Source organism: Rhizobacter sp. (genome assembly GCF_032229685.1).
Classification (GTDB): Bacteria; Pseudomonadota; Gammaproteobacteria; order Burkholderiales; family Burkholderiaceae_C; genus LMDS01.
The window spans coordinates 62629-79161 of record NZ_JAVTWP010000031.1 but is presented as its reverse complement, the minus strand read 5'-3'; the positions used below and the strand labels follow the sequence as shown (position 1 = coordinate 79161).

The 16533-nt window shown below is 68.5% G+C and carries 7 protein-coding genes; all 7 read right to left on the bottom strand.

Translation table 11 applies throughout. The features are described 5' to 3' along the window. Positions 1-25: 25 nt before the first annotated feature. The 7 genes from AC30PD_RS12075 to smc all read right to left on the bottom strand — a co-directional run bounded on the left by AC30PD_RS12075 (position 26) and on the right by smc (position 16527). Positions 26-4654, bottom strand: a complete 4629-nt coding sequence (locus tag AC30PD_RS12075) for a PAS domain S-box protein (RefSeq protein WP_489535902.1) — start codon at positions 4652-4654, stop codon at positions 26-28. A gap of 5 nt (positions 4655-4659) precedes the next feature. Next, on the bottom strand, positions 4660-5802 hold the full coding sequence (locus AC30PD_RS12070) for a response regulator (RefSeq protein WP_489535901.1): 1143 nt from the start codon (positions 5800-5802) through the stop codon (positions 4660-4662). Between the two features lie 131 nt (positions 5803-5933). Continuing rightward, positions 5934-7361 carry an efflux transporter outer membrane subunit gene (locus AC30PD_RS12065; RefSeq protein ID WP_489535900.1) on the bottom strand — a complete coding sequence of 476 codons (1428 nt, stop codon included), beginning with the start codon at positions 7359-7361 and terminating at the stop codon, positions 5934-5936. Next, complete coding sequence (locus AC30PD_RS12060; RefSeq protein WP_489535899.1) at positions 7358-8623, bottom strand: efflux RND transporter periplasmic adaptor subunit; 1266 nt, start codon at positions 8621-8623, stop codon at positions 7358-7360. Before AC30PD_RS12060 ends, AC30PD_RS12065 begins: the two co-directional genes overlap by 4 nt. Before the next feature lie 3 nt (positions 8624-8626). Continuing rightward, positions 8627-11839: an efflux RND transporter permease subunit gene (locus AC30PD_RS12055; protein ID WP_489535898.1), complete on the bottom strand. Its 3213-nt coding sequence runs from the start codon at positions 11837-11839 to the stop codon at positions 8627-8629. A gap of 82 nt (positions 11840-11921) precedes the next feature. Beyond that, positions 11922-12998, bottom strand: a complete 1077-nt coding sequence (locus tag AC30PD_RS12050) for a cell division protein FtsZ (protein WP_489535897.1) — start codon at positions 12996-12998, stop codon at positions 11922-11924. Between the two features lie 13 nt (positions 12999-13011). Then, positions 13012-16527, bottom strand: coding sequence for a chromosome segregation protein SMC (gene smc / locus AC30PD_RS12045; RefSeq protein WP_489535896.1), 3516 nt, complete (start codon positions 16525-16527; stop codon positions 13012-13014). Between the last annotated feature and the right edge of the window lie 6 nt (positions 16528-16533).

The following is a 16533-nucleotide window of genomic DNA, read 5'->3' as shown; positions in this document are numbered from 1 at the left end:
CGCGCATTTTCGCGCACTCGGCGTTTCAGCCGGTCGCTGTGGCCCGCAGCGTGCGCATCGCGGCCAGCGCGCTCACGTAGTCGAAGCTCCGAAGCGGCGCCTCGATGCGATCGACCTCATGGCCGAACTGCACGCGCATGCGCGGAGAAATTTCCCTGAAGAGCGTGACGGCTTCGTAGTCGCCGTGTTGCAGCAGGGCTTCGAGGCGCTCGAGCAGCGAGTCGCTGACCGGCTCGTCGCCCAGCGGCACCGGCTGGCCCGTGCGCTCCGACAGCTGTTCGTCGATCGCGGCGAGCAGCGCGGTCAGCTCCTGCGCCAGTGTCTGCCCCGCCGTGAGGATCTCGCCGCTGGAGCGCAGCTGCGCGATGGCGGACTCGAGCGCGTCGGCCAGCGCGGGCAGTCGCGTGGACCCGATCGCCGCGGCCGCGCCCTTGATCGAATGCGCCGCGTGGCGGGCGGCACCGGTGTCGCCGCGGGTGAGTTGTTGTTCGAGGGTCGGCAAGGCTTCGGCGTAATGCTGCGCGAACTGGTTCAGCACCCGCCAGAACAGGTCGGCGTTGCCACCGAGGCGCCGCGTCGCAAGTGCGACGTCCAGGCCGTCGATGTGAACCGGATCGACCTCGCGCTGCACTTGCGGCCGACCCGCCTGGCCGGGCCGCTCGTGAAGGTTCTGCGCCAGGTCCTCCGGCAACCAGCGCAGCAAGGCGGCGTAGAGCAGCGCCGGGTCGACAGGCTTGGCGACATGGTCGTTCATGCCGGCCGCCAGACATGCGTCTCGGTCTTCGCCGAAGGCGTTGGCCGTCATGGCCAGGATCGGCGTGGCCTCAAAACCGGGCAGCAGACGGATGCGGCGGGTGGCCTCGAGTCCGTCCATCGTGGGCATCTGCATGTCCATCAGGATCAGCTGGTAGGCGAAGCTGCCAGCCGCGGCGAGCGCCTCCCGGCCATCGCCGGCCACGTCGACCAGCAGGCCGACGGACTGAAGCAACTCGACCGCCACCTCCTGGTTCACCGGGTTGTCTTCGACCAGCAGCAGCCGCGTTCCGGTGAAGCGCCGGCGCAGCTCTGCTTCGGCGTCTCGCGGCAGCGCGGGTCGGTCGGGCACCGCCTCGCCCTTCGCGAACCGGGCGGTGAACCAGAACTCGCTGCCCACGCCGGGCTGGCTGCTCACGCCGACCTCGCCGCCCATCAGCGCGGCCAGGCGCTGCACGATCGCCAGGCCGAGGCCGGTGCCGCCGAACCGACGTGTCGTCGAGCTGTCGGCCTGCGAGAACGGCACGAAGAGCAAGGCGATCTGCTGCGCGTCGACGCCGACGCCCGAATCGCGCACGCTGAACCGCAGGCAGGCAGGGTCGTCTTCCGAACCGACCTGTTCGACCGACAGTGTCACGTGGCCGTGCTCGGTGAACTTGACGGCGTTGCTGAGCAGGTTCACCAGCGCCTGCGACAAACGCGTCGGGTCACCGCGCAGCAGGTCGGGCACGGCGCCGGCATGCACCCGCAGCTCCAGGCCCTTGGCGAAGGCCCGGTCGGCCACCATCGACTGGCTCGACGCCAGAACAGCCTGCAGCGAAAAATCGGTGTGCTCGAGCTCGAGCTTGCCGGCTTCGACCTTGGACAAGTCGAGGATGTCGTTGATCACCTGCAGCAGGTGTCGTGCAGCCTCGCCGATCTTGCCCAGGCGTTCGATCTCCACGGCCTCGCTGGCGTCGCGGCTGAGCAGGTGCGTCAGGCCGATGATGGCGTTCATCGGCGTGCGGATCTCGTGGCTCATGTTGGCCAGAAACGCACTCTTCGCGCGGTTGGCGGCGTCGGCCTTGTCGCGCGACAGCACCAGCTCACCGTTGGCCCGCTTGAGGTCGATCTCGGCCTGCTTCATGTCCGAGATGTCGAGCACGACGGCCAGAAACCCCCGAACCTCGCCGTCGATGGTGTCGGGCACGTAGTTCACCAGCATGTGCTCGGTGCGGCGGCCGGGCCGGCGCACTTCGCGCTGGAACTGCTGCGGCTCGCCACGGAGCGCGCCGTCGATCATCTCGCGGTTCTCGGCCACGTCGGCTTCGCCGAGCAGGTCGGCCATCGCCGCCCCGATCAACGCCTGCTCGTCACGCCCCTGCCACTCGCGATAGGCACGGTTCACGAAGCGACAGCGCAGCCCGCGGTCCCAGTAAGAGAGCATGCCGGTCTGGTTGTCGGTCACGGTATGGATGAAACGCTCGCTGTCGACCAGCGCACGGTTCAGTTCCTGGAGCTGCCGGGTGCGCTGGTCGACCAGTTCATGCAGCTCGGAGATGTCGCGGCAGACGCAGAAGATCAGGCGGTTCTCGCCCAGCACCGCGCCGTTGGCGCGCACGTCGACGTGGCGCGTGCTGCCGTCCTTGCGGCGGATCACCGACTCGAAGGCCGTGCTGCCCGCGCCGTTCTGCTCGAAGACCTTCAGGGCCGACTCCGTGCGCTCGCGCGTCCAGGTCGTGTCCCAGTCCCAGACATGCATGTCGAGCAGCTCCGCCAGTTCGTAGCCCGTCATCTCGACAAAACTGCGGTTGGCCTCCTGCACCTTGCCGTCGGCACGCAGCACCAGAATCCCGTCGCGCGAATCTTCGACCAGCACGCGGCGCCGCCAGAGCTCTTCTTCCTGCGCAATCTGGAAGCGCTTGCGCTCGGTGATGTCGTGGATCACGCCGAGCACGGCGCGCCGGCCCTGGTAGTCGATCCGGCTCGCTCGCAGCTCGACCCACACCCGCTCCTGGCCCCCGCGGCGCAGGAACTGCACTTCGTAGTGACCGGGGGGTTCGGGGCCTTCACCCACACGCTGGTTGAATCGATCGGTCCATATCGGCAGGAGCTCGGGCGCCACGACGTCGGCGAACGGCAGGCCCACGAACTGCGCTTCGGTGTGGCCCAGCAAGGCCGGCAACGCCGGATTCGCGAACACGAAGCGGTGGTCGAGCGCGACGAACACGCCATCGGCCATCGAGCCGAGCAGCGTGCGGTTGGTGGTCTCGCTGCGCTGCAGCGCCGCCGCAGCCAGCGTGCGCTCGGTGATGTTGCGCGAGATACCGAACATGCCGACGACCACGCCGTCGGCGTCGCGCAGCGGCCCTTTGGTCGCCAGGAACACGAGCTCGCCATCGCTCGTCGAGACGTGTTCTTCGAAGGTGCGCGTTTCGCCTTCGGCAATCACCCGCGCGTCGTTGGCCACGATCTGCTCTGCCTGGCCGGCGGGGAACAGTTCACGGTCGTCGCGCCCCACGATCTGGGCCTCGGTGTTGCCCATCAGGCGCGCGGCTTCGCGGTTGACGAGCAGGTAGCGGCCCTGCAGGTCCTTGGCGAAGATGGCATCGCTCGAGCTTTCTGAAATCGCATGGATCAGGGCCAGGCCGCGCAATCGGTCGTCCTGCGAATCACTCTTGCCACGCAGCAACTCGAGCGTCTGGCGCTGGTGCAGCAAGTACGCTCCGATGGCGGCGCCCAACAGCGCCAGCGCGCCGGCCGCGGCAATCCAGATCGAATCCAGCCACACTTCGGCCAACACTTCGTCGCGATCGATCTTGGCCACGAGGTACCAGTCGGATCCGGCCACGGGCCGCACCACACCGAGGACGGCGCGGCCGGTGAAGTCGGTGCCGGAAAAGGCCCGGCCCATCGGTACCTCGCCGAGCAACGCGCGGCCGGCCAGCAGATCGGGCGTGTCGATCGGTATCGGGTTCAAACCGCGGCTGCCGATCACCGTGTTGCCTTCGCGTCGGACGAGCAAGGTGCCGGCCGTCCGGCTGGGAACCGGCCAGCCGCTCAAGCGCATCAACAGGGTTCCATTGGCATCGAGGTGCAGCACCACGGCACCGTGCGCCGGCACGCCGGTGGCCACCAGCGGTGCGACCACATCCACCATCAGCCGATCCGTGCCCGACGTGCCAGAGCGCCGATAGAAGCCGGTGTGTTGCACCTCACCCGTTTGCAGGGCCTTCAGAGCGACGGCACGAAGCGCAGGGAAGTCGGTCGCTGCGCCGGAATCCTCAGACAGGACGACGTCGCCCCGCTCGTCGAGAATCGACACGGAGCGGTCGCCGAAGGCCTTGCGCATCTCGACCAGGCGCTCGAACAACTGATCGCGTGCCGCCGTGTCGTGCGACTCGTGCCAGCGCCGAAACAGGTTGGCCCACAGCACGCTGCTGCGCGAAAACCTCGCCTGAGCCAACCGATCGGCCAGCCACTCCCCGGCCTCCATGGCGCGCAGTTCGGCCACCGCTTCGAGTTGCGCGCTCTGGTGCGCGATCTCTTCCCGGTAGTCGTGGCGCAAGGCGAACGCCGTGAACGCCACGATCGTGCCCCCCACGGCCATCAGCGGCAGCCACCTGAATCTGCCTTGGGCTGCCGTCGCCGATCCCGGCCGCGTGGCGCCAGGCATCCCCCGCGCGGCCAGCCTGCGAACCAGCAGGTAGAGCATGCCCGCCGTGGCCACGACAAACGTCCAGCCTTTGACGGCGCTCAGCGGCACGAACCAGGCCGGGTCTCGCACCAGCATGCCGAGCATCCAGTCGCTGCCGAGAATCCACAGGCTGCCGAGCAGCAGGTAGGCGAGCGCAACGACCAGGGCCACCCGTCGCTGCGGGTCGGTGTTGCGGCGCTCGCCGTGGACCGTCGGCTTTTCCATGCGGGTCAGTCGCTTGGGGAGACCGCCTGGGAACCGGCCGTGCCGGCGAGAGCGCTCTCGCCTTCGGCGGCGTCGGGATGGAGGCGCGCGATGGCGCAGAACGTTTCGAAACTGCCGATGAAAAGATCCAGCAGGTCGGGGTCGAAGTGCTGGCCGCGCTCGGCGAGCATCATCGTTCGCACCTCGGAAAATGGCAGCGCCTGCTTGTACACGCGGCGCGAGATGAGTGCGTCGAAGACGTCGGCGATGGCCATCAAGCGCGCGGCGAGCGGGATCGCGTCGCCGGCCAGTCCGTCGGGGTAGCCGCTGCCGTTCCAGCGTTCGTGGTGGTGCAGCGCGATCTGCTTGGCGTAGGTGAGGAACTTGACCGGCTGGTGGGTGTCGGCCACCGCGCGGTCGATCGCGTCGGCTCCGAGCCGCGCGTGGGTCTTCATGACAGCCCACTCCGCCGCGTCGAGCTTGCCGGGCTTGAGCAGCACGTGGTCGGGGATGCCGACTTTTCCGATGTCGTGCAGCGGGGCCGACTTGGCGATCAGCGCAATGCCCGGCTCGTCGAGCTCGGTGGCGAAGCGCGGGTGGGTACAGGCCAGCCGCGCAAGCGCTTCCACGTACGCCTGGGTTCGCAGGATGTGGTTGCCGGTTTCGTTGTCGCGCGTTTCGGCGAGCCGCGCGAGCGCGCGGATCGTGACTTCCTGGATCACCAGGTTCTCCCGCATGCGCCGGCCGATCTCGAGCTCGAGCGAAGCGTTGTCGCGCTGCAGTCGATCGCGCGCCTGCTTCAATTCGAGGTGCGTGTGAACCCGCGCCAGCACGATCGCGGGCCGCAGCGGTTTGGTGATGTAGTCGACGGCGCCGAGCACCAGGCCGAGCTGCTCGTCTTCGGTCGCACCCATCGAGGTCGTGAAGATGACCGGGATGTCGCGCGTCTCCGGCGCGGCCCGCAATTGCTCGAGCACCTCGTAGCCGCTCATGCCGGGCATCATCACGTCGAGCAGGATCAGGTCGGGTGGCGGCTGCTGCGCGGCGAGCTGCAGGCCGCGGGCGCCCGAGTTCGCTGCGCGAACCTTGTAGCGGGCCCGGAGCAGTTCACCCAACACCGTGAGGTTCTCCGGGTTGTCATCGACGATGAGGATGGTGCGGTGTGGCAAGGGCTCTCCGACAAGCCCGGGGCGGGCTCTCGAGGAATATCGGTAGGGCTTGCCGGGAATTGAGCCCGCCGGTCTTGTCGACTGAGGCGGCCCTATTGTGATCGCAGTCGCCGGGCTTTCATTGATCTACGTCACGAACCGCCCTTGGCGGCCTGCCAGTCACCACCCAGCGCCTTGACAAGAAAGACCGACGTCAACAACCGCTGCCCGCGCAACTGGGCGGCCTGGCGTTCGCTCGCGAGCAGCGACTGCTGCGCCGTGATGACATCGAAATAGACCGATGCGCCCCCTTCGTAGCGCGCGGTCACCATGTCGAGCACACGGCTCGCGCTCGCCACGGAGCGGCTGGCCTGTTCGGCCGCGCGCTCGAGCGCGGCCAGGCCGGTGATCCCGTCTTCGGCCTCTTGCATCGCCACCAGCACCACACGCCGGTAGTTGGCCGTGGCCGCGGCGTGGCCGGCACGCGCGAACTCGACGTTGGCGTTCAGCCGCCCGTTGTCGAACAGCACCTGCGCTGCCGACACGCCCAGCGACCACAGCACGCTCGGCGCGTCGAACAAGGTGGCGAGCGTTCGGCTGTCGACGCCGAAATTCGGTGCGAGCAGCACGCTCGGGTAGTAGGCCGCGCTCGCCACGCCGATCTGCGCGTTCGCCGCCGCCATGGCGCGTTCGGCCGAGGCGATGTCGGGCCGGCGCTCGAGCACGTCGGACGGCACGCCGAGCGGCACCGCCGGCGGCGTGAGTTCGCGCACTTCGGGCGCGAGCGTGAAGCTCGGCGCGGGAATGCCGGCGAGCGTGGCGACCGCGTGTTCGTAGACGCCGCGCTGGCGCGCCAGCACCTCTACCTGCACCAGCGTCGTGTCGAGCAGCGCCTGCTGCTGGGCCACGTCGAGCCCCGTTGCGGCACCGAGTTCGTGGCGCGCCTTCACCAGTTCGAGCGAACGCCGCTGCAGCGCGATCGCTCGGCGCAACACGTCGAGCTCGGTGTCGAGCGCGCGCAGGTTGATGTAGTTCGTCGCCAGATCGGCGGTCAGCACCAGCCGCACGTTCTCGAAGTCGGCGGCCGCCTGTTCGGCCGAAGCGCGCGCGCCCTCGACCGATCGCTGCACCCTGCCCGCCAGGTCGACTTCGTAGTTGACCGACATCACGACGCTCAGCTCGTTCTGCACCGTCGAGAAGTTGGAACTGGCGTAGTTCGAGAGCGGCCGGTTCGCCGAGATCTTCTGCCGCGAAGCGCGCGCGCCCAGGCCGATCTGCGGCAACACGCTGGCCGACGTGGCCGCGAGCGTGGCACGCGCCTGCGTCAGGCGGGCGTTGGCCAGCACAAGCGTCGGGTTGTTGGCCAGCGCCTGCTGGGCCAAGGCGTCGAGCTGCGGGTCGCCGAAGCGCTGCCACCATGGGCCCTTGGGTGCGGCGTCGTCGGGCCGGCCTTCACGCCACGGCGCTTCGACCTTCCAGGCAGCCGGCATGTCGAGCACCGGCTTCTGGTAGTCGGGCCCGGCTGCGCAGCCAGCGAGCAGCGTGGCGCACAGGGCCAGCAGCGCGGGCTTGCACGTCACAGCGGCGCTTTCGGGGCCACGCCGCTCGCGCCCGGCGCGCCGGGCACCGCCGGTTCGGCAGGTGCCACCGCCACGGTCTGGCCGTCGGCGATCCAGTCGGGCGGGTTGAGCACGATGCGTTCGGCTTCGGTCAGGCCGTCGAGCACCTCGAACGCCTCACCATAGTTGCGCCCGACCGAGACACGGCGCAACGTGACGCGCCCTCGCGCATCGACCACCGCGACCATCGTGCCTTCGGCGCGGAACAGCAGCGTGTTGGTCGCCACCGTGAGCCCGCCGCCGGCCTGCAGCGGCAACGCGACCTGCACGTAGGCGCCGGGCAGCAGCTTGCCCTCGGCGTTGGGCAGGGCGATCTCGACCTGCATCGTGCGTGTGGCGGTGTCGATCGACGCCGACGTGCGCGCCACCTGGCCGCTGAACTTCTGGCCTCGCAGTTCGCTCTGCGTGACCACGACCGCTTGCCCCGGCTTGACAAGCTGCGCGTAGGCCTGCGGCACGCTCACGTAGACGCGCAGCGGGTCGGTCTGCGCCAGCAGGAAAAGCGGACGCGACGCCGCGCCGCCGGCGTCGATGAGGTCACCCACGTCGACATTGCGGCGCGTGATCACGCCGGCAAAAGGCGCGACGATGCGCTTGAAGCCTTCGAGCTGGCGCAAGCGCTGCACGTTGGCCTCGGCCGCGGCGACGTTCGACTGCGACTGCGCCAGCGCGCTGCGGCGTTCTTCGAGGTCTTGTTGCGAGACCACGTCTTTCTTGCGCAGGCCTTCCCAGCGCTCGACCGTGCTCTTCGCGAGCGCCAGGCCCGAGGCCGCCTGCTCGCGTGCCGCGATGGCCTGGGTGAGCTGCTGGTCGATCTCGGGCGTTTCGATCTCGGCCAGCACTTCGCCCTTTTCGACCCGGCTGCCGATGTCCTTGGTCCAGCGTTTCAGGTAGCCGCTGGCGCGTGCGGCGATCGGCGACTGCACGAAGCCCTGCAAGGTGCCGGGCAAGGCGAGGTTCTGCCCCGCGCCGCCACGGCGCGCCTGCGTGACGCGCACGTACTGCTTGGCGTTCTCGGCCGCACCGGCTTCGAGCACCCGTGCGTTGGCCATGCGGCTCAGCACCGTGCGGCCAGCGCCGAGCGCCAGCAGCACCAGCACGACCACCGCGGCGATCTTGGTGCGGCGCACGATCTGGCGCCGCTTGAGCAGCTCGACCTGCTCTTCGCCAGCTTCGGGCTCGATGGGGTGCAAACCCAGGGCCGAGTGTCGTTGCTCGGTCATGGTTCAGGTCTCCTGCGGGTGTTGAAGGTCGATCGGGGGCGAAACACGGGCGGCCTGGCGGCGCGCGAGGCGCTGGTGCACGGCAGCGAACACGACCGGCACGAAGAACAGCGTGGACACGGTCGCGAAGATCAGCCCGCCGATCACGGCGCGGCCCAGCGGTGCGTTCTGCTCGGCGCCTTCGCCGATGCCCAGCGCCATCGGGATCATGCCGATCACCATCGCCAGCGCCGTCATCAACACGGGGCGGATGCGCGTGGCGCCGGCTTCGAGCGCAGCGGCCAGGGGCGGCACGCCCTCTTCCTGGCGCTGGCGCGCGAACGAGACCAGCAGGATGCTGTTGGCCGTGGCCACGCCCATGGTCATGATGGCGCCGGTGAGGGCCGGCACGCTCAGCGTGGTGCCGGTGATGAAGAGCATCCACGCGATGCCGGCCAGCGCCGCGGGCAGCGCCGCGATGATCACGAGCGCGTCGATCCAAGACTGGAAGTTCACCACGATCAGCAGGTACACGAGCACGATCGCCATCGCTAGGCCAACCCCGAGGCCGATGAACGAGGCCTGCATCGTCTCGACCTGCCCGCGCATCACCACCTGGCTGCCGCGGGGCAGCTTGGGCCGCATCTGGTCGACGAGCTTCTCGACCTTGCCGGCCACGCTGGCCAGGTCGGTGCCCTGCACGCTCACGTACACGTCGACGGCAGGCTGGATGTTGTAGCGCGACGCCACCGCGACTTGCTGCGCCGGCGTCACCTCGACCAGGTTGCCGAGCAACTGCGTGCTGGCCGGGCCGGCGCCGGTGGCACCGCCGCCGCCGGCCGCGGCCACGGGCATGTTGAGCAAGGCGTCGAGCGAGTCGACGTTGTACTGCGGCGTCTGCACCGCGATGTTGTAGACCACACCGTTCTGCGGGTTGAGCCAGAAGGCCGGTGCCGTTTGCGAGCTGCCCGACAGCGAGATCAGCACGTTCTGCCCGACGTTCGACGCCGTGAGGCCGAGCTGCTGCAGCCGCGTGCGGTCCATCTGCATGTTGAGCACCGGTGCGTTCAGGCGCTGGTGAACGTGGGCGTCGACCGCCCCCGGCACCTGGCGGATCTGCTGCGTGAGCTCGGCCGCGAGGCGCGCGTTGGCCGCCACGTTGGCACCCGTGAACTGCACGTCGATGGCCGCCGGCAGGCCGAAGTTCAGGATCTGCGTGACGATGTCGGCGGGCTGAAAGAAGAACTCGATGCCCGGAAAACGCTTGGGCAACTCGGCGCGCAGCCGCGAGACGAACTCGTCGGTGGGGTCGTGGCCGTCACGCAGCGACATCAGGATCTCGCCGTCGAGCGTGCCGATGGTGCCGGCGTTGCTGTACGAGAGGTTGATGCCGCTGTTGGGCACGCCCAGGTTGTCGAGAATGGTCTCGAGCTGGTCTTTCGGGATGATCTCGCGGATCACCGCTTCGACCTGGTCAGCGAGGCGCGCCGTCTCTTCGATGCGGGTGCCGGTGGCGGCGCGGATATGCAGGCGGATCTGGCCAGCGTCCACGCTCGGAAAGAAGTCGCGCCCGAGCACCGGGTAGAGCAGGCACGAACCGAGGCAGAAACCCATGAACAGCAAGGCGAAGCCGCGCCGCTGCGCCAGCAGCGCCGACAGCGCGAGCGTGTAGGCGCGCCGCACCCGTTCGAAGCGGCGGTCGAAAGCGCGGTAGGTGCGCTGCAGCAGGCTCGGCCGCGCGCCCACCGGCTCGGGCTTCACGCGGCCCATCAAGAGCAGCACCAGCGTCGGCACGAGCGTGCGCGACAGCAGGTAAGACGCGAGCATCGCCAGCACCACCGCTTCGGCCAGCGGCACGAACAGGAAACGCGCCACGCCCGACAGGAAGAACATCGGCACGAACACGATGCAGATGCACAGCGTGGACACGAAGGCGGCCACGCCGATCTCGCCGGCGCCGATGTCGATCGCGTCTTCGATCGGCTTGCCCATGTGGATGTGGCGTTCGATGTTCTCGATCGTCACGATCGCCTGGTCGACCAGAATGCCAACCGACAGCGCCAGCCCACCGAGCGTCATCAGGTTCAAGGTTTCGCCGAGCATCTTGAGCCCGAGGATCGAGGCCAGGATCGACAGCGGGATCGTCAGCGCGATGATCAGCGTGCTGCGCCAGTTGCCGAGAAAGAGCAGCACCATCGCAGCGGTGAGCGCGGCGGCGATCAAGGCCTCGAGCACCACGCCTTTCACGGCCGCCTTCACGAACACCGACTGGTCGAACAGCGGCGTGACCTTCACGTCCTGCGGCAGCACCTGCGTCACGCGCGGCAGCAGCGCCTTCAGGTTGTCGACGATGTCGAGCGTGGAGGCACCGCCGTTCTTCAGCACCGAGAGCAGCACGCCGCGCGCGCCGTCCTGCCGGACGATGTTGGTCTGCGGCGAAAAACCGTCGCGCACCTGGGCCACGTCGCGCACGTAGGTGGTGGAGCCGCCCGCGCTGCGCACCGGCAGGTCGCCGAGCCCGGCGATCGCTTCGGGCGAGCCGTTCATGCGCACCGTGTATTCGGTGGCGCCGAACTTGGCCGTGCCCGAAGGCAGGATCAGGTTCTGCAGGTTGATGGCGTTGACCACATCGGCGGGCGCCAGCCCACGCGCCTGCAAGGCCGCGGTGTCGAGGTCGACCGAGATCAGGCGGTTCTTGCCGCCGTAAGGGAAAGGCACGGCCACGCCGGGAATCGTGATCAGCTGCGGGCGCAGCACGTTGATGGCGTTGTCGAACACGGCCTGCTCGGGCAACGTGGGGCTCGAGAGCGCCAGCTGCACCACCGGGATGCTCGAGGCCGAGTACTTGATGACGAGCGGCGGCGTGATGCCCGGCGGCAGCTGGCGCACCTGGGTCTGCATCGAGGCGACCACCTGGGCGATGGCGGTCTGGATGTTCGCCGTGGGCTGGAAGAAGACCTTGATGACCGTGATGCCGGCGAGCGACGTCGACTCGATGTGCTCGATGTCGCTCACCGTCGTGGTGAGGCCGCGTTCGCTCTGGCCGGCGATGCGCTGGCCCATCTCCTGGGCCGACAGCCCGTTGTAGTTCCAGATGATGCTGACGACCGGGATGTTGATTTCCGGGAAGATGTCGGTCGCCATGTTCAGCAGCGCGAACGGCGTCGACAACACGATCAACATCGCCATCACGATGAAGGTGTAGGGGCGGCGCAGCGCCAGCTTGACCATGGACATGAGAGCGGGGTCTCCCCGGAAGACCGCCGAATGATAGGCAGACTTCGCCGGCCCTGCCGGCACAGGGCAAGTCAGTTTCGCGTCAGCTGAACAAGCGCCGCGCGGCGGCCGAGCCGGCGGCGATGTCGCGCCCGGCGAGCTGTTCGTAGAGCTGGCCGAGCTCGCGCCCGATGCTCGCGAAGCCTTCGGGGCTGAGCGGCTGACCGTTGTCGTCGACGATGCCGGCGTCCATGCCGAGCGAGAGCGCCTGCGCGCTCGCCTGCCAGGCCACGAACGGCTCGGCCTTGGGGTCGGTCTGCGGCACGTCGAAGCTCAGCGTCACGTCTCGCACGGCGGCGCGGTTCGGGTCGTCGGCGAGTGCGGCTTGCGAGTCGAAGGTCAGCGTCAGCACCGGGGGCGCGCCTTCATCCGCCGAAGGCAACACGAGCCGGCCCGGCACCACGCCCGGCACGAAACCGTGGCGCCCGGCGTGCTGCTGGATGTAGCCCACGCTCCACGCGGCCGTGCGCGCGCTCAGGTGCACGGCGAGCTGCGCGTCGTGTTCGCTGGCAAACGTGTCGAGCTCGCGGGCGCTGGCCACGGCCTCGAGCATGTCGGGAAAGTCGGGCATGGCGTTCACGCCGTCGGCGAAGGCCTGCACCTTCTGCACGAACTCGGAATACTCGATCTCGTTCAACGCGCCGGTGCGGTTGGCGAGTTGCACGCCGGCCTGGAACTCGCTGTAGCGCTGGCCGCTGGCGGGCGTTTCCCACTCGCCCGTCTCGGCGTTCAGCCCTTCGATCAGGAACGGCTTGCCGCCGGCGCGGCGGGTCGGCGGTAGGTGCGCCACGACCATGTCGCCGCTGATCGGCGCTTCGACCGTGAGCGGCGCAATGGCGTCGATCAGCGCGTCGAGCCGGTTCACGAGGCGCTTGTTCTGGCGCCTTTCGAGCACGCGCGGCGCCGGCCGTTCGGCGTCGATGCCGTCGAGGCTGATGACCGGCTCGGCGGGCGGCTCACCGGGCACGTCGCCCATCACCGGCTCGCGAGGCTCGGGGCGCGGCTCCATCACCAGCGCGCGCTTCGGCCCGGCCTTGCGCGCCGCCCAGGCGCCGTGCGCGATCACGCCGGCCAGCACCACGCCGCCGAGAGATGCGAGCGCGATGGTCAGGGTGCTCATGTCGAGGTTTTGATCAAGCGGCTTCGGCCAGCGACACGGCCGCTTCCATGTCGACGGTGACGATGCGCGACACGCCTTGTTCCTGCATGGTCACGCCGATCAGCTGCTCGGCCATCTCCATCGCGATCTTGTTGTGGCTGATGAACAGGAACTGCGTGCCCTGCGCCATCTCTTTCACGAGCTTGGCGTAACGCTCAGTGTTGGCGTCGTCGAGCGGCGCGTCCACCTCGTCGAGCAGGCAGAACGGCGCCGGGTTGAGCTGGAAGATCGCGAACACGAGCGCGATCGCCGTCAGCGCCTTTTCGCCACCCGAGAGCAGGTGGATGCTGCTGTTCTTCTTGCCCGGCGGCTGCGCCATCACCTGCACGCCGGCGTCGAGAATTTCGTCGCCCGTCATCACGAGCTTCGCGTTGCCGCCGCCGAACAGGCTCGGGAACATGCGGCCGAAGTGCTCGTTGACCTGGTTGAAAGTGCTGGCCAGCAGGTCGCGCGTTTCCAGGTCGATCTTGTGGATCGCGTCTTCGAGCGTGGTCATCGCCTCGATCAGGTCGGCGTTCTGCGCGTCGAGGAAGGTCTTGCGCTCGCGTGCCGCCGTGAGCTCGTCGAGCGCCGCGAGGTTCACGGCGCCGAGCGCGTTGATCTCGCGGTTGATGCGGTCGATCTCGCTCTGCAGGCCGCTGAGCCTGACGCCGTTCGATTCGATGCCTGCCGCAAGCAGCTCGAAGTCGACCGCTGCGGCCACCAGTTGGTCGAGGTATTGCGCGCCGCCGAGCTGCGCGGCCTGCTCTTCGAGCTGCAGCTTCATGATGCGGTCGCGCAGCGGCTGCAGGCTTTGTTCGTGCTGCAGGCGCTGTTCGTCGGCACGGCGCAGGCGCAGCGTCAGGTCGTCGTATTCGCTGCGCTTGGCACCGAGCGCGGCTTCGCGTTCGAGCTTCAGTGCCAGCGCGGTTTGCAGGCCGGCCTGCGCGGCCACGTCGGTGAGGCGCTCGAGCTCTTCGGCGAGCTGCGCGCCGGTCTGTTCGTTGCCGGCGAGCTGCTGTGCCGCGGTCTCGATGCCGCGCTGCAATTCACCACGCCGCGCCGCCAGGGCGCGCGAAGAAAACTGCGCTTCCTGCGCCTGCCGTTCCAGCGCACGCAGCTGTTCGCGCGCGTCGGCCAGCTTGCGCTCGGCACCGATGACGGCTTCGTCGAGTTCGGCGTGGCGCTCCTGCGTGGTCGCGAGCTGCATGTCGAGTTCTTCGAAGCGCGCTTCGCCGGTGGCGTTGCGCTCGGCCAGCTCTTCGAGTTGCGCGTCGACCTCGGCCAGTTCTTCATCGAGCTGGCCGCGCCGCAGGCTGCTGGCTTCGGCGAGCTGCGACAGACGCAGCAGCTCGACCTGCAACTGGTGCGCCCGCGTCTGCGCTTCGCCGGCTTCACGGCGCACGCCGATCAGGCGCTGCGAGGCTTCGGTGTAGGCGGCTTCGGCACGCACCAGCGCGCTGCGCGACTCCTCAGCGATCAACACCTGGCCGCGCAACTGGCGCTCGAGGTTCTCGATCTCCTGCGCGCGCGCCAGCATGCCCGCCTGTTCGGAATCGGGCGCGTAGAAGGTCACCGCGAACTGGCTCACCGCGTGACCGTCGCGCGTCATGATCACTTCGCCGTGGGTGAGCTTGCTGCGCACGGCGAGCGCCTCGTCGATGTTCGCGGCGGTGTAGACACCTTCCAGCCAGTCGTTCAACAAGGCCTTCAGGCCGGCATCGCTCAGACGCAGCAGGTCGCTGAGCTTGGCCAGGGTCTGGTGCGTGTTCGAGATCGCGGCCTGCGGGGGCGTGTAGAACGCGAGCTTGGCCGGTGGCGCGTCGCTGGCGAAGGCGCGCACGGTCTCGAGGCGGCCGACTTCGAGCGCGCCCATGCGCTCGCGCAAGGCGGCTTCGAGCGCCGTCTCCCAGCCCGATTCGATGTGGATGCGGGTCCACAGGCCTTGCAGCGAATCGAGGCCGTGCTTGGCGAGCCAGGGTTTGAGCTTGCCTTCGGTCTGCACTTTTTCCTGCAGGGCGCGCAGCGCTTCAAGGCGCGCGCTCAGGTCGGCTTGTTTGCTGCCTTCGGCATTGACGCTGTCTTGTTTCACCCGGCGCTGTTCGTCGAGCGCGGGCACTTCTTCGTTGAGCGACTGCAAGCGCGCGTCGGCCACGGCCTGCGCTTCTTCGGCGCTGCCGAACTGGCGCTTGAGTTCCGCGAGACGGTCGAGATCGGGCGCGGCGAGCTGGCTCTTCTCAGTCGCCAACTTTTCGCGGCGCGCATTGAACTGGCGCCGCTGGTCTTCGACGTTGCGGCTTTCGGAAGCCAGCACCTGGATCTGCTGCTGCACCGCCGCCACCTGGGCCCGCTGCTGGTTGGCCACGTTCTGCGCCGCACGCACCGCGTCTTCGAAATTCGGCAGGTTGCCGGCCTGGTCTTCGGCCTGCGCGGCCAGCACTTCGCCCTGCTCGTCGGCGCCGGCGATCTGCTCGGCGATCTGCTCCAGTTCTTGCTCGGCTTCGGCGCGGCGTTCGGCCCACTGTTCGGTCTGCACTTTCAGCTCGACCAGGCGCTGCTCGACGCGCTGGCGGCCTTCGACGACGTAGCGGATGCGCTCTTCGAGCCGGCTCACCTCGAGCGCGGCCTCGGCGAGCGAGCCCTGCGACGCGTGCAGGTCGTCGCTCGCCTGATAGTGCGCCTGACGGATCGTCTCCAGCTCGGCCTCGCCATGGCGCAGCTCGGCAGTGCGGGCTTCGAGCGCGTTGGTCGCCTCGAGAACCGCCTTCTTGACACGTGCTTCTTCGCTCGCCGCGTCGCGGTGCTTCAGGAACCACAGCTGGTGCAGCTTCAACTCACCCTGCTGCTGCAGGCCGCGGTACTGGCTTGCCACCTCGGCCTGCTTTTCGAGCTTGTCGAGGTTGCTGTTGAGCTCGCGCAGGATGTCTTCGACGCGCGTGAGGTTCTCGCGTGTGTCTTTCAGCCGGTTGTCGGTCTCGCGGCGGCGTTCCTTGTACTTCGAGACGCCGGCTGCCTCTTCGAGGAACAGGCGCAGCTCCTCGGGCTTGCTTTCGATGATGCGGCTGATCGTGCCCTGGCCGATGATCGCGTAAGCGCGCGGCCCGAGGCCGGTACCGAGGAACACGTCCTGCACGTCGCGGCGGCGCACCGGCTGGTTGTTGATGTAGTAGCTGCTGGTGCCGTCACGCGTGAGCACGCGCTTGACGGCGATCTCGGCGAAGCGGTTCCACTGCCCGCCGGCACGGCCGTCTTCGTTGCTGAAGACGAGCTCGACGCTGGAGCGGCTCGCCGGCTTGCGCAGGCCGGAGCCGTTGAAGATCACGTCCTGCATCGACTCGCCGCGCAACTCGCTCGCCTTGCTCTCGCCGAGCACCCAGCGCACCGCGTCCATGATGTTCGACTTGCCGCAGCCGTTGGGCCCGACCACGCCGACCAGCTGGCCCGGCAGCTGGAAGTTGGTGGGTTCGGCAAAAGACTTGAAGCCGGACAGCTTGATCGAATTCAGGCGCATGAGCAG

Coding starts and splice junctions, on each gene's coding strand:
- AC30PD_RS12050 (WP_489535897.1), bottom strand. CDS start 12,998: ATGAGCACCCTGACCATCGCGCTCGCATCTCTCGGCGGCGTGGTGCTG.
- smc (WP_489535896.1), bottom strand. CDS start 16,527: ATGCGCCTGAATTCGATCAAGCTGTCCGGCTTCAAGTCTTTTGCCGAA.
- AC30PD_RS12075 (WP_489535902.1), bottom strand. CDS start 4,654: ATGGAAAAGCCGACGGTCCACGGCGAGCGCCGCAACACCGACCCGCAG.
- AC30PD_RS12055 (WP_489535898.1), bottom strand. CDS start 11,839: ATGTCCATGGTCAAGCTGGCGCTGCGCCGCCCCTACACCTTCATCGTG.
- AC30PD_RS12060 (WP_489535899.1), bottom strand. CDS start 8,623: ATGACCGAGCAACGACACTCGGCCCTGGGTTTGCACCCCATCGAGCCC.